General features: G+C 31.3%; 17 protein-coding genes and 1 tRNA gene. 14 read left to right on the top strand and 4 right to left on the bottom strand.

Annotated features, from left to right (window positions below; translation table 11 throughout):
• The first annotated feature begins 247 nt into the window (after positions 1–247).
• The gene (locus tag AC38BG_RS01875) at positions 248–1,135 is read left to right on the top strand and encodes a metal ABC transporter solute-binding protein, Zn/Mn family (protein ID WP_489937480.1); all 888 of its coding nucleotides are present in this window, start codon (positions 248–250) and stop codon (positions 1,133–1,135) included.
• 71 nt (positions 1,136–1,206) lie between these two features.
• On the opposite strand, the gene AC38BG_RS01870 is transcribed toward AC38BG_RS01875, so the two are convergent.
• Together AC38BG_RS01870 and AC38BG_RS01865 are read right to left on the bottom strand one after the other, a co-directional pair.
• Entirely contained in the window at positions 1,207–2,136 is a 930-nt protein-coding gene (locus AC38BG_RS01870; RefSeq protein WP_489937479.1) for a glycosyltransferase family 2 protein, read from the bottom strand.
• Between the two features lie 11 nt (positions 2,137–2,147).
• A complete protein-coding gene (locus AC38BG_RS01865; protein WP_489937478.1) occupies positions 2,148–2,558 on the bottom strand; it encodes a GtrA family protein in 411 nt (136 codons plus the stop codon).
• 86 nt (positions 2,559–2,644) lie between these two features.
• Here AC38BG_RS01865 and AC38BG_RS01860 point away from each other — a divergent pair, with 86 nt between their 5' ends.
• The 7 genes from AC38BG_RS01860 to ubiE all read left to right on the top strand — a co-directional run bounded on the left by AC38BG_RS01860 (position 2,645) and on the right by ubiE (position 12,219).
• Positions 2,645–4,297, top strand: coding sequence for a hypothetical protein (locus AC38BG_RS01860; RefSeq protein ID WP_489937477.1), 1,653 nt, complete (start codon positions 2,645–2,647; stop codon positions 4,295–4,297).
• 19 nt (positions 4,298–4,316) lie between these two features.
• The gene (locus AC38BG_RS01855; RefSeq protein WP_489937476.1) at positions 4,317–5,150 is read left to right on the top strand and encodes an exodeoxyribonuclease III; all 834 of its coding nucleotides are present in this window, start codon (positions 4,317–4,319) and stop codon (positions 5,148–5,150) included.
• Between the two features lies 1 nt (position 5,151).
• Complete coding sequence (locus tag AC38BG_RS01850; RefSeq protein ID WP_489937475.1) at positions 5,152–8,007, top strand: DEAD/DEAH box helicase; 2,856 nt, start codon at positions 5,152–5,154, stop codon at positions 8,005–8,007.
• Between the two features lie 68 nt (positions 8,008–8,075).
• Complete coding sequence (locus AC38BG_RS01845; protein WP_489937474.1) at positions 8,076–8,990, top strand: DUF6574 domain-containing protein; 915 nt, start codon at positions 8,076–8,078, stop codon at positions 8,988–8,990.
• 140 nt (positions 8,991–9,130) lie between these two features.
• Complete coding sequence (locus AC38BG_RS01840) at positions 9,131–9,988, top strand: aldo/keto reductase (protein ID WP_489937473.1); 858 nt, start codon at positions 9,131–9,133, stop codon at positions 9,986–9,988.
• Positions 9,989–10,099: 111 nt separating this feature from the next.
• Complete coding sequence (brnQ, locus tag AC38BG_RS01835) at positions 10,100–11,488, top strand: branched-chain amino acid transport system II carrier protein (protein WP_489937472.1); 1,389 nt, start codon at positions 10,100–10,102, stop codon at positions 11,486–11,488.
• A 2-nt stretch (positions 11,489–11,490) separates the two neighbouring features.
• Complete coding sequence (gene ubiE / locus AC38BG_RS01830) at positions 11,491–12,219, top strand: bifunctional demethylmenaquinone methyltransferase/2-methoxy-6-polyprenyl-1,4-benzoquinol methylase UbiE (protein ID WP_489937471.1); 729 nt, start codon at positions 11,491–11,493, stop codon at positions 12,217–12,219.
• Between the two features lie 24 nt (positions 12,220–12,243).
• Here the strand turns inward: ubiE and AC38BG_RS01825 are convergent, their stop codons facing one another.
• The gene (locus tag AC38BG_RS01825; protein WP_489937470.1) at positions 12,244–12,471 is read right to left on the bottom strand and encodes a cytochrome b5 domain-containing protein; all 228 of its coding nucleotides are present in this window, start codon (positions 12,469–12,471) and stop codon (positions 12,244–12,246) included.
• Between the two features lie 153 nt (positions 12,472–12,624).
• Positions 12,625–12,697, bottom strand: a tRNA-Lys gene (locus AC38BG_RS01820).
• Positions 12,698–12,834: 137 nt separating this feature from the next.
• Between AC38BG_RS01820 and yycF the strand changes: the two genes are divergently transcribed.
• The 6 genes from yycF to AC38BG_RS01790 all read left to right on the top strand — a co-directional run bounded on the left by yycF (position 12,835) and on the right by AC38BG_RS01790 (position 19,633).
• Positions 12,835–13,548 carry a response regulator YycF gene (gene yycF / locus AC38BG_RS01815; RefSeq protein WP_489937469.1) on the top strand — a complete coding sequence of 238 codons (714 nt, stop codon included), beginning with the start codon at positions 12,835–12,837 and terminating at the stop codon, positions 13,546–13,548.
• A 47-nt stretch (positions 13,549–13,595) separates the two neighbouring features.
• Complete coding sequence (walK, locus tag AC38BG_RS01810; RefSeq protein ID WP_489937468.1) at positions 13,596–15,428, top strand: cell wall metabolism sensor histidine kinase WalK; 1,833 nt, start codon at positions 13,596–13,598, stop codon at positions 15,426–15,428.
• Entirely contained in the window at positions 15,418–16,722 is a 1,305-nt protein-coding gene (locus AC38BG_RS01805) for a YycH family regulatory protein (RefSeq protein WP_489937467.1), read from the top strand. The genes walK and AC38BG_RS01805 overlap by 11 nt, the downstream gene beginning before the upstream one ends.
• 3 nt (positions 16,723–16,725) lie before the next feature.
• Positions 16,726–17,529, top strand: a complete 804-nt coding sequence (locus AC38BG_RS01800; RefSeq protein WP_489937466.1) for a two-component system regulatory protein YycI — start codon at positions 16,726–16,728, stop codon at positions 17,527–17,529.
• A 16-nt stretch (positions 17,530–17,545) separates the two neighbouring features.
• Positions 17,546–18,343 (top strand): MBL fold metallo-hydrolase, encoded by a 798-nt coding sequence (locus AC38BG_RS01795; protein WP_489937465.1) that lies wholly within the window; start codon positions 17,546–17,548, stop codon positions 18,341–18,343.
• A gap of 78 nt (positions 18,344–18,421) precedes the next feature.
• Positions 18,422–19,633, top strand: a complete 1,212-nt coding sequence (locus tag AC38BG_RS01790) for a S1C family serine protease (RefSeq protein WP_489937464.1) — start codon at positions 18,422–18,424, stop codon at positions 19,631–19,633.
• Positions 19,634–20,085 lie beyond the last annotated feature (452 nt).

Here is a 20,085-nt window from a genome sequence, read left to right as displayed (position 1 = left end):
TGCTAGAATTGCTGATCCTAAATTATATTCAAAACAAACAATAGGAATTAGTGACAAATAACTATAAAAATTGAATAAATATAGAATTGTTCTTTATATTGATGCTAAGAAGCTTGATATAAAGAACGTTTTTAATATATAAAAGTATAATTAATAAATTATAATATGATAATTAAGCATATTTATTTACAATCGAAAAATCTTCTGATAATCTGAAGGGCTTTAGAGAATATGAAAGGATAAAGCAATGAAGAATAAATTTTGGAAGAAGATGTCATTATTTTTAATGCTAGCAACACTAGCATTGGTATTTACTGCATGTAATAAAAAAGATACTAAGAACAATGCAGGTGTTAATGTAGTTACAACAACTAATGTTTATGGTGATATTGCTAAACAAGTTGTTGGAAAATATGGAACAGTTACTCCGTTGATTAGTAATGGAGATATTGATCCGCATGATTTTGAACCAACTACTAAAACTGCCCACCAAATTGATAAGGCAGATTTAGTCATCGCAAATGGATTAGGCTATGATGGTTGGGCAAATCGATTAGCTAAGGCTAATCATAAAAAAATAGTTGATGTAGGTTCTGATATTATGCATTTTAAAAAGGATTCAAATCCACATATCTGGTATGACTTACAAATGCCAAAGAAATATGTTGATTATTTAGTTAATAAATTAGGTAAGATGGATCCAAAGCATAAATCTCAATTTAAAGAAAATGGAATGAGCTATCTAAAAAAGATTACTAAATTGCAAGAAGATCAAGCAAAAATTAATGGTAAAAATTCTAAGCCTGTATTTGTAAGTGAACCTGTATTTGACTATATGTTAGAGGATACTGGGTTTAAGATTGCTGATAAAGACTTTGAAGAAGCAGTTGAAAATGAAACAGATCCAAGTGCCAAAGTAATCCAAAAAATGAACAAAGCGATCAATGATAAACAAATTGCCTTTTTTGTAAATAATACTCAAGCTTCAAGTAGTACAGTTAACTCATTTGTTAGACTGGCAAAGAAAAATAAGATTCCCGTTGTTGAAGTAAGAGAAACCATGCCTAATGGGGTATCATATGTAAGCTGGATGCAAGATAATATTAATAAATTAATGAAAGTGAATGATAAATAAGTTATTGCAATTCTAAAGCGCTAAAAAAGGACACTGAAAATTCAATGTCCTTTTTATGTTTCACATGAAACTTATTTTTTCTCTTTGATGATATAAATGGGGCGATTTTTCACTTGTAAATAAATGCGCCCAATATACTTACCTAAAATACCAATCCCTAAAAGCTGCATTCCACCTAATAGTAAAATCACACTAATTGTTGAAGCCCAACCGAAGATGCTTGAACTAGGTGCAACAAAATGTCGCACAATCACAAAAATAATACTAATAATTGATAAAATAAATGAAATCAGTCCAACCCAAATTGCTAAATCTAGTGGTGCTTGTGAAAAGTCTGCAATTCCATCCATCGCATATTTAAACAATTTCCAAGTGCTCCAATCGCTTTGCCCAGCGACTCTTTGCACATTGTGATAATCAAGATATTTGGTTTTAAATCCAACCCAACTGAAAATTCCTTTTGAAAAACGATTATATTCAGTCATTGAAAGTACCGCATTTACCATTTGTCTTGTCATCATTCGATAATCGCGAGCACCTGGCACAATTTCAGTATCAGAAATGCGATTAATAAACTTATAAAACATATCACTTAAAAATGATTTGATTTTAGCTTCACCTTTGCGATCAACACGACGTGTTCCAATACAGTCATAATCACTATTTCTTAATAAGTTGTACATTTTAGGCAAAAACTCTGGAGGATCCTGTAAGTCTACATCCATCACTACAACATAATCACCAGTTGCAGCTTTTAGTCCTGCATATAATGCGGCTTCTTTACCGAAATTTCTTGAAAATGAAATATAATGTGCATTTTCATTTTCTTTATGTAATTTACGCATTTCACTTAATGAGTTATCTGCTGATCCATCATTTATGAACCAATATTCAATTGATAGACTTTTCATCGTCGTAACAACTTTTTGGACAGTTTTATAAAAAATTGGTATGGATTCTTCTTCGTTATAACAAGGAACAATTATTGATAGTTTTTGCATGGTAATATCCTTTATTTTTTATTAAAAGTAAATAATTTGTTAATAATAAATTGGATTAGTGTGGCTACAAAGGTCGAGATTACTTTAACAATTATTTTGTCAAAATGCAGCCAAGTTACAAAAATGAATAAGCATAAAGTTGTAAACACAGTGGTTATCTGCCCAACAATATAATATTCGATAAATCTGCGCCACATGTGGTCACTGACTTTAAAGTTAGTATAACTGTTCCAAAAAAAGTTGTTAATCAAACCACAACTAGAACTGATAAAATTAGCTAATTCTACATTTAGTGATGTAAATTTAGTCAAAATAAAAAATACACTAAAATCTACAACTAAGCCAATTACACCTATTAAGATGTATTTAATTAGTTGCCATAAGACTTCAGATTGTGTGAGTAAGTTATTTTTTTTATTCATATTAATTCCTATTTTCAATATCGTAATTATTTTATACTATTATAAGGAATAAACAAGAGTAAAACTTTAATGATTAGGGGATAAAAATGTTAAAAAAAGATAGGTATGTTAATTTGATACCTATCGTGTGTTTTATAATTGTAATTTTGACAATGCTCAGCTATCAAATGAGAACTGGTACGTCAATAGTAATTGGAGATGGATATTTTCATCTATCTAGGTTTTTTGATGTTGCTGAACAAATCAAAAATCATAATTTTAATTATTTTCAAACAAATTATGGGTTTGATCAATCAGGCCGAATAATTAATGCGGTTTATGGACCAGCATTTGCTTACATAATGGGATTTATTTTATGGTTATCAGGATCATTTTTTAAATTTCAGATAATTTCTGCTTTTATTAGCTTATTAATTGCAAGCTATGGGATGTATTATGTGGTAAATCGTGTCACTAACAATATGCCAATTAGTATTATTTTAAGCTTAGTTTATATTGCGCATCAACCCACTTTAAATAATGGAATTACCTTTGGTTCGATTAGTGCAATGATGATGCCGTACGTATTATTATGTGGCGTGAAGATGATCAGAAATCATAAACAGCCTATTTCTTGGCTACAACTTGGTTTAATTATGAGTATTGTAGCTCAAACTCATTTGATGAGTACGATTTTATCTAGTTTAATGCTAGTGCCTTTTGCAATAGTTGGGTTTATTAATACTAAAAATAAAAAATCAATGTTGATAAATTTATTTGCAGCAATTGGAATGACTTTATTATTAACTTTAAATGTTTGGACAATTTTAGTATATTTCCATTCGATTAATAATTTGTCTGATCCAATTGAAAGCACAGGACTTGCTTTAGGCACTATTCAATATGATATTGCTGATTGGTTACTTATCTTAGTAGCAATCCTGCAACTTATCTATGTTTTGTTTAATTTTAAAAAGTCAAAATTAAATAGTGTTACTACTCTAACTGGATTTGGATTTTTATTGATTGGCAGCAATTTATTTCCTTGGAATCATGTGCAAAAAGCTTTTCCAGAATTGACTAGTAGCTTCCAATATCCTAGAAGGTTATTGTTATTAGCGGTGCCATTAATTCTTTTAGGGATTGGGATTACAGCCAGCCAATTAATTCAAAAAAGACAAACTTGGAAATTAGAAATATTGACATTATTATTTGTGACATTTGTGACAGTTTATGGTCATTGGACGCAAGTTAATACTTTTTACAGTGTAAATTCTGCTTTTAACAAAAATATCCAAGCTGCATGCAAAAATCCTTATTCTGACACTTTATTTAAATATTTGAACATTCCAGCACCAGATTATTTACCTAAATATAATAAAATGACTGGTTCAAAAAAGGCAGAACTGTATAATTCAGATATTGTTCTTAAGAAAAATAATTTCCAACATAATGTAATTAATGGAAAACTACAATTAAAATGGACTACTAATAATAAATTAACTCAGCTACCAATTGTGATGTATCGCAATTCACAACTGACAGTTAATAATGCATTCCAAAAACATCTCACAAAAAATGCGATAGGTGTTCCTACAGTTAAATCCAAAAAAGGTGTTAATACTGCAACTTTAAGTTTTATAGCACCTAAATGGTGGAAGATAATTGTTTTATTAACTATTTTGAGTTGGTTGATAGTAATAGTTTTGTTAGGCATAGTTGTGATAAATAAATTCAGATTTCACTATAATAAAAGATGATTATAGAAAGGACAAAATTATGATTTTTATTTCTTGGAATATTGATTCACTAAATGCGGCATTAACTGGAGTTTCTACTAGGGCAATTGAAACAAATAAAATACTTAAAAATTTAAAAACTTATAACCCTGATATAATTGCACTGCAAGAAACTAAGTTGCGTGCAACGGGACCTACTAAGCAACATGAAAAAATCTTGGCAGAAATTTTTCCAGAATATAATTATGTCTGGCGCTCATCTGAAGAGCCTGCTCGCAAGAGTTATGCAGGAACTATGTTTTTGTATAAAAAAGATTTGCCCCCTGAAGTTACTAAACCAAAAATTGGTGCTCCAGAGCCAATGGATGAAGAAGGACGCATAATTACGTTAGAGTTTCCAGAATTTTATGTAACACAAGTCTATACTCCAAATTCTGGGAATGGCTTAAAAAGATTGCCTGACCGTGAAACTTGGGATCAAAAATATATTCAATATCTAGAAAAACTGAATGAAAAAAAGCCACTACTTGCATGTGGTGATTATAATGTGGCACATGAACCAATTGATTTGAAACATCCAGATTCTAACCATCATAATGCAGGATTTACTGATGAAGAACGAAACGATTTTACTAGGTTACTAGCTGCAGGATTCACTGATACATTTAGAAAAGTTCATGGACAAGTGCCAAATATCTATACTTGGTGGGCTCAAAGAGTTAGAACAAGCAAAATTAACAACTCTGGCTGGAGAATTGATTATTGGCTTGTCAGCAATCAATTAGCTTCTAAAATAAAGCGCTCTGAAATGATTGATACTGGTAAGCGTGCGGATCATTGTCCAATATTACTTGAAATGGATTTGACTGATTAAGATGAACCAAGAATTGCAAGAAGCTATTTTAAATGGACTTTATGATAAAAACTATTTAGGTCATGAAGCATTCACTCCTAGTTTATTAAGTAATAATCATGGGCAAAACATCTGGTTTTCATTGCGTCATGAGTTATTAACATGTACTAGTTTTACATGGGCGGTTGCTTTTATAACTCAAGATATGTTGATTCCATTTAAAGTAGTAATGTCTGATTTAGCAGCGAAAAATATTCATGGAACTATTATTACTGGTATTTATCAAAATTTTAATGATCCTAAAGTATTTGAAGAACTAAATAAGATTCCTAATTTAACAGTCAAAATTGCAGATAAAAAAGCCTTTCATGCCAAAGGCTATTTATTTGACCATGAAAATTACCAGACCTTGATTATTGGCAGTGCTAATTTTACTAGAAGTGCTTTGTTAACTAATTATGAATGGTCACTAAAAATAACTACTTCAACTAATGCAGCATTAATTGATCAAGTAAATGCAGAATTTAATCAGTTAAAACATACTAGTTTTAATATATCTGATGATTGGTTAAATCAATATAAACTTTCTTTTCACCTTGTTAAACAAAATAAATTAATTGATAATAAGCAAAGAATCATCCCTAATATGATGCAACAAGATGCTTTAAAACAACTAGATAATTTAGTTGAAAATAAGCAAAAAAGGGCGTTAGTAGTATCAGCTACTGGTACTGGAAAAACATATTTAGGTGCTTTTGCGGTAAAAAATTATGCTCCCAAAAGATTTTTATATGTCGTCCATCGCCAGCAGATCGCTGAAAAATCTATGTCTAGTTTTAAAAAAGTAATTGGCGGATTGGATAATCAATATGGGTTATTAAATGGAAATAAACATGATTTAAATGCCAAATATTTATTTGCGACGGTGCAAACAATTTCTCAAGAAAATGTATTAAAACAGTTTGCTCCAGAAAGTTTTGACTACATTATAATTGATGAAGCACATCGCTCAGCAGCTCCTAGCTATCAGAAGATTTTGTATTATTTAAAGCCTAAATTTTGCTTAGGAATGACGGCAACTCCAGAGCGAATGGATGAACAGGATGTATACAAAATTTTTGATTATAATTTAGCTTATGAAATTAGATTAGATGATGCCTTAAAAGAAAATATGTTAGCACCATTTCATTATGTTGGTATTCAAGATTATGAACAAAATGGCAACCTAATTAATGAATTTAGCAATTTAAAACAATTAGTTTCAAATGAGCGTGTGGACTATATTTTAAAAGAAATTAACTATTATGGTTATTGTGGCAAGCAAGCGAAAGGGCTGATTTTTTGTTCTAGACAACAAGAAGCTCATGAATTAGCAGATGTTTTTACGAAAAAAGGTTACCCTTCAATTGCTCTAACTAATTCAGATAGCCAAAAGATTCGAGATAATGGAATAGAGGCTCTAAAGCAAGGAAAGATAAATTATATAATTACTGTTGATTTGTTTAATGAAGGGGTTGATATTCCAGCAATAAATCAAATTATTATGCTGAGAAATACACAATCTTCTATTGTATTTATTCAGCAATTAGGGCGTGGATTGCGCAAATATCCTGGCAAAGATTTTACCTTAGTGCTTGATTTTATTGGTAATTATAAAAATAATTATTTAATTCCAATTGCACTGATGAGTGATAGCAGCAGAAACAAAGATAAAGTGAAAAGAGAAATAGTTTTGCCTGATTTAATTGGAATTTCAACGATTAACTTTACACAAATTGCCAGTCAAAAGATTCTAAATTCATTAAATCAAATAAAATTAGATAGCTTATTAGAATTGCGCAAGTCATATCATGAATTAAAACAAAAACTTGGTAGAGTGCCACTTTTATATGATTTTTATCAATATGGGTCAACTGATCCGATAGTATTTGCAAAAAATCATAATTTAACAAGCTATGCTTCATTTTTGAAGAAAATGAATGAAAAAATTTCTTTATCAACTTATCAAGAACAAGTATTGTCTTTTTTGACCAAAGAATTACTTAATGGGAAAAGGCCTCATGAATTATTATTGCTGCAAGAACTTATTGCTAAAGGCACTTGCAGTCTTGATAATTATGAACAAATTTTAAAACGCAATGATGCATATATTAATAACGATGTCTTGCAGTCAGTGATGGATATATTGTCATTAAGATTTTTTGATGTAAAAGCTGGAAAAGCTACTCGTAAACAACAATATGGCGATTTAGCTTTAGTAATAAATAAAAATTTAGTTGATTATGCGCTGCAACCCAAACTAAGGCAAGCATTGTTTGAAAATGTGCAATTCAAAAATTTAGTTTTAGATCTAATTAAAACAGGTTTGAAATTAACTAAAAAATATCATGCAAATATGCAATTTACTTTGTATAAACAATATGATCGCAAAGATGTCTGTCGACTTCTTAATTGGCCGCTAGATGTGAGTGCACCAATGTATGGATATCGTATTAATAATAATGAATGTCCAATATTTATTACTTATAAAAAACAAGATGATAAAAAGCGCAATAGTATTTATCAAAACACTTTAGAAAACGGAGCTAGTCTGCGGTGGTATACAAGAACGCCACGTCATATTGATTCTCAAGAAGTAAAGGTTTTAACTGCAGGTGTTGCAAATAATCAACAAAAAGTAAAAATGCATTTATTTGTTAAAAGAGATGATAGTTATGGTAAAGAATTCTATTATTTAGGTAATGCAAAAATTAAAGCAGGCACAATCAAAGAAGAAATTTTAGGTCAAAAGAAAAATAAAACTGCGGTAGGGATGGATTTGTTGTTGACACATCCATTATCTAGTCAGATGTATGAAATGCTGTTTGACCAAAATTAATTTGATAGCAACCCTTTAAATATATTTTTAAATATGATAGATTTATATTCATCGGGGGGGTATAAAAAATGAAAAGATGTCCAAATTGTGGTGCAATGATGAGTGCAGATACTAATTTTTGTACTAATTGTGGAGCTGATTTAAGAAGTGTTCCAGTTGAAAAACCTGTAGAGCAAATGCGCAGTAGTCAAGTTGATCCAACGCCTATGCAGCAGGCTATGCCTAATATGAACTCAACTAGTGAAACTGAACAATCAGTTCAGCCAAATAGTCAAATGCAGGTACCTAATCAAGTCAATCAAAATCAAATGCAACAACCAATTCAACCTATGCAAAATAATGCTCAAATGCCTGTTCAAAATCAAGTGCAACAGCCAAGTGGCTTTAGTGTTTATTGGCAATGGTTTGTTAATTCTTTGAAGCGTCCAGATGCTAAACAACATACTGAAAAATGGTATGGAATTGTTAATTTGTTAGTAGAAATTTTATTAACTACATTGACTTTAGGTAAGTTGATGAACACAGGCGCTAGATCTATAACTGGAATGCTTGGAGGCATGGGTAGCAGTTATGCTAGCCAAAAAGTTCAAAGTATTAGTTTTCAATTATTTTTTGGTTTAGTAATAACAACAGTAATTATGATTGCTGCAGCTATGTTTGCTAATATCTTTATTTATGGTCAAAAATTAGACTTTACTGGATTTATTAATAATGTTGCTCAATACAGTAATTATAATTTAGCCTTAAGCTTATTAGCATTCTTAGTTTCACTAACTGGCAGTAGTTATGGATTGTTAACTTTCCTCATGTTTATGATGGTTTTAATTTTCAATGCAGCAATTATTGTACCTGCTATAGGAAATGGAAAAGCTAAGAGAGATCGAGTATTTGGTACTTTGATTTTATTAATTGGGTTAATTATTGCAGTATGTGTCTTAATTGGCTTTGGTGGAAGTGCAGTTAGATCTATATTTCCATTTTAATTAAATATACTTTAAGTCATCACAATTAGTGGTGGCTTTTATTTTTTTAAATATATGCCACTTGCAAAAAGTAAGTAATAAGTTTAATATATTCAAAGTATCGAAATTAACTATATTAATTGAAAGAGATGGTTAAGAATATGAATATTAAATCAATGTCTGATACATATACTTTAAATAATGGTGTAAAGATTCCTGTAATGGGATTTGGTACTTGGCAAACACCAGATGGTGATGTTGCAAAGCAAGTAGTGCAAGATGCAATTGCTTCTGGATATCGTTTAATCGATACTGCCGCAGGTTATCAAAATGAAGATAGTGTTGGCGATGGTATTAAAGCTAGTGGAATTAACCGTCAAGATTTATTTATCACAACTAAATTATGGAATACAGATCATGGCTATCAAAAAACTAAAGCTGCAATTGATCGCAGCTTGAAAAATCTTGGTCTTGATTACCTTGATATGTATTTAATTCATTGGCCAAATCCAAAAGACTTCCGTGATCGCTGGGAAGAAGCAAATAATGAAAGTTGGCAAGCTATGGAAGAAGCCGTTAAAGCAGGAAAGATCCGAACTTTAGGTGTTTCTAACTTCCGCCGTCGCCATATGGATGCTTTGTTAAAAGAAGCTACAATTATTCCAGCAGTAAATCAAATTTACTTAAGTCCAAGTGATATGCAACCGCAAGTAACTAAGATGGATGCAGAACATGATATCTTAAATGAAGCTTACAGTCCATTAGGTACTGGTGATTTGTTAAAGAACACAAAAATCGATGCAATTGCTAAGCAATATGGTAAAACCCCTGCTCAAGTTTTATTGCGTTGGAGTTTACAACATGGATTTTTACCTTTAGCTAAATCAGTCCATGCTAAATATATTCAATCAAATACTGAAATATTTGACTTTGAATTAAGCGATCAATCAATGTCTGAATTAGATAAATTACATGGAACAGGTAAGTTAGCGGTAGATCCAGATACTGCTGAATTTTAAATAAAATAGTAAGTTAAAATCTCGAGATTGATATCTTGAGATTTTTTATTATGCTAGAGATAAGGAATATGAGATAATTAAGAACTAAAAAAATATAAAGGAATTATTTTTATGGATAATATTGAAAGTTTTGATCGACAATTAACTACGAAGGACTATCTAATAATTAGTTCAATGTTATTTGCTTTGTTTTTTGGTGCTGGTAACTTAGTTTTCCCTCTGCACTTAGGACAATTAGCAGGTAAGAATTGGATTTTTGCGACAGCTGGGTTCATAGTAGTATCAGTTTTATTGCCATTACTTGCAATATTAGCCATGGCATTAACTAGATCTAAGGGTGTATATGATATTGCCTTACCAATGGGGAAGACTTTTGCATTGGGGTTCATGGTATTAATTCAAGCAACACTAGGTCCGTTTTTTGCAACTCCTAGAACTGCTAGTATTTCATATACAGTTAGTATTGCACCGCTAGTGCCTAAAAATTATCAACAGATAGCTTCTATAATTTATATTGCAGTCTTTTTTGCGATTTGTTTTTGGATTTCTTATAACGAAAATGACATCTTAACTAGTTTAGGCAAGTTTTTGAATCCAATTTTTCTAGCTTTATTATTTTTAGTCTTCTTAGTTGCTTTTATTAAACCAATGGGAAGTCCCAATCATTTTATACCTACAGCTGAATATTTGAGTCAAGGGTCTGCTTTTTTGCATGGCTTTTTAGAAGGTTATAATACTATGGACGCCCTAGCAGGACTGGCATTTGGCGTTACCATTATTAGTGCAGTGAGACAAATGGGTGAAAAAGAGCCCAAAGCAATAACTGTAGTTACTATGCGAGCTGGGGCTATTGGAATGTCCGCAATTGCAGTGATTTATTTTTTATTAATTATTTTAGGTGCAATGTCGCTAGGTCATTTGAAAGTATCAGCTGATGGTGGAGTTGCCTTTGTACAGATAGTCCAATCTTATGCAGGAGTTTTTGGACAAGCGATATTGGCTATGTTAATGACTTTGACTTGTGTGACTACTGCAGCTGGCTTAATTGCAGCATTTGCTCAAGATTTCCACACTCATTTTCCTAAGTTTAGCTACCATGCATGGTTAATATTTGCCAGTGTAGTATCATTTATTATTGGTAATTTCGGGTTAGTAACAATTATTACTTGGTCAAAACCAATTTTAATGCTCTTATATCCTGTCGCAATTGCATTAATATTTTTAGCATTACTAGCGCCATTATTTAAAAATACTCGCTATGTTTTTGTGATTTGTGTAGGCTTTACGTTAGTTCCCGCAATTTTAGATATGCTTGCAAGTATGCCGCAAAGCATTTTAAATTTGTCAATAATTCAAAGAATTATCAGTGTAAGAAATTATTTACCATTTGCGAGTGTGGGATTTTCATGGCTAATACCTATGCTAGTCGGCTTATTTATTGGTTATGTAATTTATTTAATTAATATGCATAAAATTAATAGTAAAAAAATTGAAGGCTAAAAATGACACAAACAAATAAGTTTTCTGAGCAAGAAATTAATAGTTTATTTACTAGAATTTCTAGTAAGTATGATTTAATGAATAACGTGATAAGTTTGGGCACTCATAAAAGATGGCGGCGAACATTTTTTAAGCAATTAAATGTAAAAAAAGGAGTTTTTGGGTTAGATTTATGTGCGGGTACAGGAGACCTGACTATTGCATTAGCTAAAGCAGTTGGTCCTAGTGGAAATGTAGTAGGGCTTGATTTTAATCCTGATATGTTAGAAATTGCCCAGAAAAAAATTGATGCCGCAAATGAGCGTAAAGAGATCCAATTAACTGTTGGAGATGCTATGAAATTACCATATCCAGATAATAGTTTTGATATTGTAACTATTGGCTTTGGTTTAAGAAATGTTCCAGATGCAACTCAAGTAGTCAGTGAAGTTTATAGAGTTTTAAAGCCAGGTGGCAAATTTGGAGTTTTAGAAATGTCTAAACCAACAGATCCAGTTGTTAGAATTGGTTGGAAAGCCTATTTTAAGCTGTTTCCTAAAATTGCAAAATTAGTAGGCATTGGTACAAAGGACTATGTATATTTGTCTAAAACTACAGCTAATTTTGTTTCAGCTAACGCATTAACTAAAATGCTAGCTCTATCAGGTTTTGAAAAAATACAAGTGACTAAATTAAACTTAGGTGCAGCTGCTATTCATATAGGAGTGAAGCCAAAACAAAAAGCAGCCTAAGGCTGCTTTTATTTGTAGAAAAAATTATTTTAAAATACCTACTTGTTCAATTTTTGATAATACACTTTTACCATGAGGTGAATTCAAAATTTCTTTACTCAAATCATGTCCTGCGCTATGGCCATGGTGTTCGCCATTTGCCCAATGTGAATTGGTAGTAACGTCATAAACCTTACCATCAACCGCTACATAAGCTTTATGACCATCTTTACCATCATATTTTGCCAATTCTTCTTTAGTAAATTCTTTCATATCTAAAACCTCGCTTTTTTACCAATAATATTTATTTGACTAAATAGTAACACTGTGTCACTTGTTGAATAATTAATCGCGCTCACGGTTTAGAAATTCTTAATAATTAAAAAAGCACAAAAAAAGCACCGCCTCTTGCAGTGCAATTTTAAATGGGTGGCCAGGGGTTCGAACCCTGGACCCACGGATTAAGAGTCCGTTGCTCTGCCAGCTGAGCTAGCCACCCATGGGAATTAACCAACAAAAAATATTATGCACAATTTTCGGGAAAAAAGCAAGCAAAATTTCAAAAAAGTTTGAGTTTTTTTACTAATCCTTAAAATTTAAGTATAATATAGATATCTTTAAAAGGAGGCATTGATGATGCCAAAAAAAATCCTCGTGGTAGATGATGAAAAGCCAATATCAGATATCATCAAATTTAATTTGACCAAAGAAGGCTTTGACGTCGAAACGGCTTATGATGGCGAAGAAGCAGTAAAAAAAGTCGATGAATACGACCCAGATTTAATGATTCTTGACTTAATGCTGCCAAAAAAAGATGGACTGGAAGTAGCTCGTGAAGTGCGAGCAACACATAGTATGCCAATAATTATGGTTACGGCTAAAGATACTGAACTTGATAAGATTTTAGGATTAGAAATGGGTGCAGATGATTATGTTACTAAGCCTTTTTCTAATCGTGAATTAGTAGCTCGTGTTAAAGCAAATTTGCGCCGTAGAGATATTGTAAAACAATCAGAGCAAGCACAAGAACAAGAAAATAAAAACATTACAATTGGGAATTTGGTTATTATCCCTGATGCATATATTGTTGAAAAAGATGGTAATAAAATTGAATTAACTCATAGAGAGTTTGAATTATTGCATTATCTAGCAGAACATATGGGTCAAGTTATGACACGTGAGCATTTATTGCAAACAGTTTGGGGATATGATTATTTTGGTGATGTAAGAACAGTTGATGTAACTGTTCATAGATTACGTGAAAAGATTGAAGACAATCCAATTCAACCTAAAATTTTGGTAACTAGACGTGGTGTCGGATATTATGTCAAAGAACCTAATGATGAATAAGTTATTGAGCCACTAATTAAGTGGCTTTTATTATGTAGAAAAAAGCAATGAAAATAATCAAAAAAATTTTTAATTCAATTAATACCAAAATTGCTGTGGTATTTATGCTATTGTTACTAGCCACAATTGAAATAATTGGGGCATATTTTACTAGGCAGTTGGAACAAAGCAGTGTAAATAGCTTTCAAAGCTCAATTCAAATTCCTAATATTATTACTAATCAACTAGCTAGCCAATTAGCTAAAAATAATAAAAATACTAATGATAATCTTAATCAATTAGTTAATGATTATAACAATAATGCAATCAGTGAAATTATTGTAATTGATAATAAGGGGATTATTCGTGCTGTGTCTAATTTGAATGACAAAAACAAAATTGGTCAACGTGCAACTAATGTAAAAGTTAAACAAGCAACTGCAGGTCGTCCTGTGACGCAATTAGTCAATGATCGCGGCAATTATATGGTGCAAATTACACCACTCGTCGCAAATGGTACACCAGTGGGTGCTATCTATGTTAAAGCTAGTATGCAAGGAGTCTTTAATAATTTAAAACAGATCTCTTTGATGTTTTTAACAGCCTCGATTATTGCCGCATTTATGAGTGCATTTTTAGCTTATTTGATGTCTCGTGCGATTACTAAGCCAATTGAAGAAATGCGTGAACAAGCTTTAAATATTGCTGATGGTGATTATTCAGGTCAGGTAAAAGTCTATGCAAATGACGAAATTGGTCAATTAGCTAAGGCATTTAATACATTAGCTATTAGAATTGAACGATCTCAAGAACAATCAGATAGCGAACGACGTCGCTTAGATAGTGTATTATCACATATGACTGATGGGGTTATTTCAACTGATCGTCATGGAAATGTAGTGATTTTGAATCAAATGGCTCTGCGTTTTTTAGGCATTGATGCTAAAGATGCGATTGGTAAGCCTTTGAATGAAGTTTTAGGAATTAACAAGCAGGTTGATGCTCAAGATTTAATTAGTGATCAACAAGAGATGATGATCACAGTTAATAAAGGCACGAGAGATGAAATGATTCTTCATGCTAACTTTTCGTTAATTAAAAGAATTACTGGATTTGTTTCAGGGGTAGTTTGTGTGTTACATGATGTAACTGAACAACAAAAAAATGAAAATGAACAAAGACAATTTGTTTCAAATGTGTCACATGAATTGAGAACACCTCTAACTAGTATGCGAGCATATATTGAAGCACTAAATGATGGAGCATGGAAAGATCCTAAAATAGCTCCTAAGTTTTTAGAAGTAACTCAAGCTGAAACTGAACGAATGATTCGGATGATCAATGATCTTTTGAATTTATCTCGGATGGATCGCGGCGTTTCAAAATTAGATTTAGAGTTAGTTAATTTCAATGACTTTTTAAATCATATTTTGAATCGATTCGAAATGATTGTTAAAACTGATAAGAACAAAAATTCAAAGAAATATAGTATCAAAAAAGAATTTACTGCCCAAGATTTATGGGTTGAAATTGATACTGATAAGATGATGCAAGTAATTGATAATATCATGAATAATGCGATTAAATATTCTCCTGATGGTGGAGTAATTACAGTTAGGTTGACTAACACACAAAATCAAGTGATTTTATGTATTGCAGACCAAGGTCTTGGAATACCTAGAAAAGATTTACAAAAGATATTTGATAGATTTTATCGAGTTGATAAAGCACGCTCAAGAGCACAAGGTGGTACGGGGCTTGGTCTTGCTATTGCTAAAGAAATTGTAGAAGCACACCATGGTAAAATTTGGGCTGATAGTGCTGAAGGAAAAGGGTCTGCCTTTTATATTTCTTTACCATTTGAACCAGTAAGTGAAGGGGAGGATTGGGATGAAGTATAGAAAGCTAAAAGATCTACTTTTACATGTAGCTACTACTTTGGCTATTATTTTTTCGATAGTATTATGGATATTTGTATTGACCAGTAATCAGCGCTTTAGCCAAGTTGATTCAACTTCTAATTCAAAAATTGCATCCCGCAATCGCATAAATAAGTCATTGCATAATATTTATATGCCAACTAGTGCTTATTTATATGAAAAAAAGCAATTATATCAAGTTTATGATTCCAAGAAGAACCTATCATTAGAAATTACTAACCAATTAAATCAAGCAAAATTTAATTCAATTCGATTAATTTCTAAATCAAGCAAGCAATATGATAAGTTAATGACTAATCCAAATTATTTACAATTTGCATATCCTGACACAATTACAACAGCAACTTTTGTAAATAATAATAGTAAATATAAAGAAGCATATATTAATCGAATATTTATTGACGAAAAAACGCATCAGTTATATATAACTAATGATGATACAAATGCTATTTACAAAGTTAATTTAACTAATGTTAATTTTTCTAAAGTATGCTCATATGCTGAAAGGGCTCAAAGTAAGCAACCTGTAGCTTTGAAAAAGTTTAATGATACGTATTCAACTATTTATTTGCACCCGATAAAAATTGATATATATAGCTATCTAACTAATAATCAAAATCCATCTTATTTTGTCAGCAAGTTATTAGGAACTTCTGGTATTACTACTAGAAATCGCGATGATAGCGTGGTCTATAGTTCAGGTTATTCAAAACATTTAGATGTAAATCCTGATACAAATAATTATCAATATGTCAGCTATGAAAAAGGCACTGCTAAAACTGCAACGGATCGTTTGTTAGATAGTATTTATTATGTCAACAGGCTAGGGCTTGTTCAACAAGATCTGCGCTTTTTTGAAAGAACCAATAGCAAATATAGCTACACTAACTATATTGATGGAACCCCTATATTTTTAGCAAATGATGTTCAAGTACATGTTCAATATGATTTTGATAGTATTGTAACTACTTTTAATAGTACTAATTTGCAAATACCAATTCCTTTTGATGGTAGAACTCAAACAATTCCTGCAACTAATGATGTAATAGTTAGTTTGAAAGAAAATGAAATTAATAGTCAAGATATTCAAAAAATAATTATTGGCTATACTTTGAAAAAAGATCAAGGTCATGATAATTTAGTAGATTTAGTCCCTACTTACTATGTCAAGGCATTCAATCAGTGGAAGACAATTGAGCAGTGGCAGCAAAGTAATGTGAAATTAATTGCAGATCAATTTAGAGAGGAGAAATAAGTTATGGATTATCGCAGAATAGAGTGGCTGTTTTTCATTATTTTTTTCGCAATTGATATTTTTTTAGTATATGAATTGATTCAAACTCCTGTTCAATTAACTGATAATGCAGCTACTGGAAATATTAATAATATTAGAAGCGAAATTAAAGCAGATAATATTAATATGCCAAAAGTTTCAGATGATTCAAAAACTGGATATTATTTAGCTGCTAAAGACAATGATTATTTACAAAATGTTAAATTAGCAGATAATATTTCTCTTAGTTATTCACAAGATAGTAAAATATTATCAGCTAAATTGCAAAAACCTATTGCAATTAGTCAAAAATTCAAAAAGGCTCTAAAACAAGTTACTGCTTTCAAAAATAATCCAAATTATGTAGCATATGGTAAAGAATTTACTTATGAACCAAATTTATCTGATGCAAATACTTTTGTTTTTGTACAAAACACTGAATATGGTAAAATCTATGATTCTAGTGCAAAATTAGAAATTACGGTTGATAATCATGAAATAACTTCTTATCAAGAATCATATTTGGGAAAAGTGCGCGCGGTGCGCGAATTACAGACAACAATTAGTAGCTGGAAAGCAATAGAAACACTGTATACTTATCGTCAATTACCTAATAATTCTAAAATTGATTGGATTAATTTAGGATATTCTAAATTAACAGATGTGCGCCAAAATACTATTTTATTGCCGACGTGGATTGTTGGAATAGAAAATAAGCCTAATACTAATGTAGTTGTAAAAAGAGTAAATGCTTTTAATGATCAAATAATACAAGATAATAAAAACTAAAAGGGGCAATTAATAATTGGAAGTTTGTGTTTTATCAAGTGGATCTGCTGGAAATTGCAGTTTAATTGAAACTGGGCAACATAAGATATTGATGGATACCGGATTATCTGGAAAAAAGATCCAAAACTTACTTAAAAAAATTGATGTTGATATCAAAGACATTGATATGGCATTTTTAAGCCATGACCATTCAGACCATAGTGGCGGATTAGGTGTATTAATGAGGCGTTATCCGCAAATTAATGCATATACAAATAATGGTACTTGGAAATATTTGGAAGATTCTAATAAAATTGGCAAAATACCTCATATTCAAATGAATGATATTGAACCTGGTCAAACAAAAACTTTTGGAGATTTAGATGTAACTGCATTTGCGACAAGCCACGATGCTGCAGATCCACAATATTATGTGTTTTCTAGTGGTGGAAAAAGAATGGCATTTTTGACAGACACTGGATATGTATCACAAAAAATGGAAGATGTTATCAAAGCTGCAGATGGATATCTAATGGAATTTAATTATGATGATATGATGTTAAGAAACGGTCCATATTCATGGCCGTTAAAACAAAGAATATTATCTGATGTGGGACACTTATCAAATGATGATGCAGCTCAAGCGTTAATTGATGTTGTAGCTAAAAATACTAAGCATATTTTTTTGGCACATCGCAGTCAGCACAATAATGATCAACTAGTAGCGCATGAAACAGCTTATGACACTTTAGTTAAAGGTAATGCGGATATTGATAGTGATGTTAAGATCATTGATACCAATCCTGAAAATCCTACTAAATTAGTTAAAATTTAGATTTTTAGATAATTTTATAATCTTTGTTCATATAATATTCAAATCTTGCATTTAAAATAGCCATAAAAGGAGGATGAAATGGATAATAATCAACAACCTTCAAAAAATAATTCAGTAATTATGAAAGCTGCTGTTGTTGGTGTAATTGCTGGGATGCTAGGTGGTGGGGCATCATATCTTGGGCTATCACAACTTGATGTCTCCCCTAGCACTCCAGAAGTTGGCACTGTTTCAAATGATGCCAAAATTTCTAAAACAGCTGCTAAAAATGCTGGACAGATGACAGGAGCTTTTGAAAAAGTCAAAAATTCTGTAGTTTCAGTAATTAACTTACAAAAACAACGCTCCAAAAAATCGGATGACCCATATAGTGTTTTTGGTGGAAGCGATAATGCTAAAGGTAATAATAAACTAGAGACTTATAGCGAAGGCTCTGGTGTTATTTACATGAAAAATAATGGTAAAGGCTATATTGTAACTAATAATCATGTGGTTTCAGGTAGTGACGAAGTACAAGTAGTTTTAAGTAATGGTAAAACTATTAATGCTAAAATTGTGGGTACTGATAGTGAAACTGACCTAGCTGTATTAACAATTGATGGTCGATATGTCAGTCAAACGGCACAATTTGGTGATTCCAAAAACTTAGCTCCAGCTCAACCAGTTATTGCAGTTGGATCTCCGTTAGGTAGTGAATATGCGACTTCTGTTACTCAAGGAATTATTTCTGCTGCTAATAGAACTATTAGTATTACTAATGATAATGGTCAAGTTACAGGACAAGCTACAGTAATTCAAACTGATGCAGCGATCAATCCAGGAAATTCTGGTGGTCCATTAGTTAATCAAGCAGGACAAGTTATAGGAATTAACTCTATGAAATTAGCTCAAGCTACAGATGGGGTTTCTATAGAAGGGATGGGTTTTGCGATTCCTTCTGATGAAGTAGTCAATATTATTAATCAACTTGTCAAAGATGGTAAGATTAATCGTCCTAAACTTGGAGTTATGGTAGTTGGCGTTAATGAGCTAACCACTTATGGGAAAGATAAGTTGAAGATTCCTTCAAATATTAAAAATGGTGTTTATGTAGACTCTGTTTCTAAAAATAGTAGTGCTCAAAAAGCAGGTATGAAAGTTCATGATATTATTGTAGAAATAGATGGCCATGAAGTTGACGATGTTGTTTCACTGCATAAATATTTGTATCAACATAAAATAGGCGATCAAATCAAGGTAACCATAATACGTGGTGGAAAAACTATGGACTTGAATGTAAGATTGCAATAAATAAATTTGAAAAATATATTAGCGGCAATAGTGCTATAATAGCGCTACTGTCGCTTTTTATTAACTAAAATAATGTGAAACGTTATTAAGTTCGGATTTAACAGTTGTCAAGTATCTAATCTACAAAAGTACTTGTGCACACCTGTGGATAAAACTGTGAATTGTGCATAAGTAACCGATTTACTAAATTATCTATTGTGGAAAATCTGTGAAATATATTTAATAATCTGTTCACAATAAGTTGCTAATTCTTTTTAAAATATTGATATAATAGTAATTATACGAGATAGTTTGTGAACGAGATTAATTGACAAAAAAATGTTAGTAAGTTTTTTGAAAAAAATCAAAGAAATTGTGTTCCCGCAAAATATAGTGGGTAAAACAAGGTAATCACAAAATATAGGAAAAAGTTATTAACAGTTGTGCATAACTTATGTGTATTAGTTGTCAAT

This window comes from Lactobacillus sp. M44, assembly GCF_058130005.1.
This window is presented reverse-complemented; position numbering and strand designations above follow the sequence as displayed.

Excerpts from the sequence above, each read along its gene's own strand:
- AC38BG_RS01875 (WP_489937480.1), top strand. The coding sequence starts at position 248 with ATGAAGAATAAATTTTGGAAGAAGATGTCATTATTTTTAATGCTAGCA.
- AC38BG_RS01870 (WP_489937479.1), bottom strand. The coding sequence starts at position 2,136 with ATGCAAAAACTATCAATAATTGTTCCTTGTTATAACGAAGAAGAATCC.
- AC38BG_RS01865 (WP_489937478.1), bottom strand. The coding sequence starts at position 2,558 with ATGAATAAAAAAAATAACTTACTCACACAATCTGAAGTCTTATGGCAA.
- AC38BG_RS01860 (WP_489937477.1), top strand. The coding sequence starts at position 2,645 with ATGTTAAAAAAAGATAGGTATGTTAATTTGATACCTATCGTGTGTTTT.
- AC38BG_RS01855 (WP_489937476.1), top strand. The coding sequence starts at position 4,317 with ATGATTTTTATTTCTTGGAATATTGATTCACTAAATGCGGCATTAACT.
- AC38BG_RS01850 (WP_489937475.1), top strand. The coding sequence starts at position 5,152 with ATGAACCAAGAATTGCAAGAAGCTATTTTAAATGGACTTTATGATAAA.
- AC38BG_RS01845 (WP_489937474.1), top strand. The coding sequence starts at position 8,076 with ATGAAAAGATGTCCAAATTGTGGTGCAATGATGAGTGCAGATACTAAT.
- AC38BG_RS01840 (WP_489937473.1), top strand. The coding sequence starts at position 9,131 with ATGAATATTAAATCAATGTCTGATACATATACTTTAAATAATGGTGTA.
- brnQ (WP_489937472.1), top strand. The coding sequence starts at position 10,100 with ATGGATAATATTGAAAGTTTTGATCGACAATTAACTACGAAGGACTAT.
- ubiE (WP_489937471.1), top strand. The coding sequence starts at position 11,491 with ATGACACAAACAAATAAGTTTTCTGAGCAAGAAATTAATAGTTTATTT.
- AC38BG_RS01825 (WP_489937470.1), bottom strand. The coding sequence starts at position 12,471 with ATGAAAGAATTTACTAAAGAAGAATTGGCAAAATATGATGGTAAAGAT.
- yycF (WP_489937469.1), top strand. The coding sequence starts at position 12,835 with ATGCCAAAAAAAATCCTCGTGGTAGATGATGAAAAGCCAATATCAGAT.
- walK (WP_489937468.1), top strand. The coding sequence starts at position 13,596 with ATGAAAATAATCAAAAAAATTTTTAATTCAATTAATACCAAAATTGCT.
- AC38BG_RS01805 (WP_489937467.1), top strand. The coding sequence starts at position 15,418 with ATGAAGTATAGAAAGCTAAAAGATCTACTTTTACATGTAGCTACTACT.
- AC38BG_RS01800 (WP_489937466.1), top strand. The coding sequence starts at position 16,726 with ATGGATTATCGCAGAATAGAGTGGCTGTTTTTCATTATTTTTTTCGCA.
- AC38BG_RS01790 (WP_489937464.1), top strand. The coding sequence starts at position 18,422 with ATGGATAATAATCAACAACCTTCAAAAAATAATTCAGTAATTATGAAA.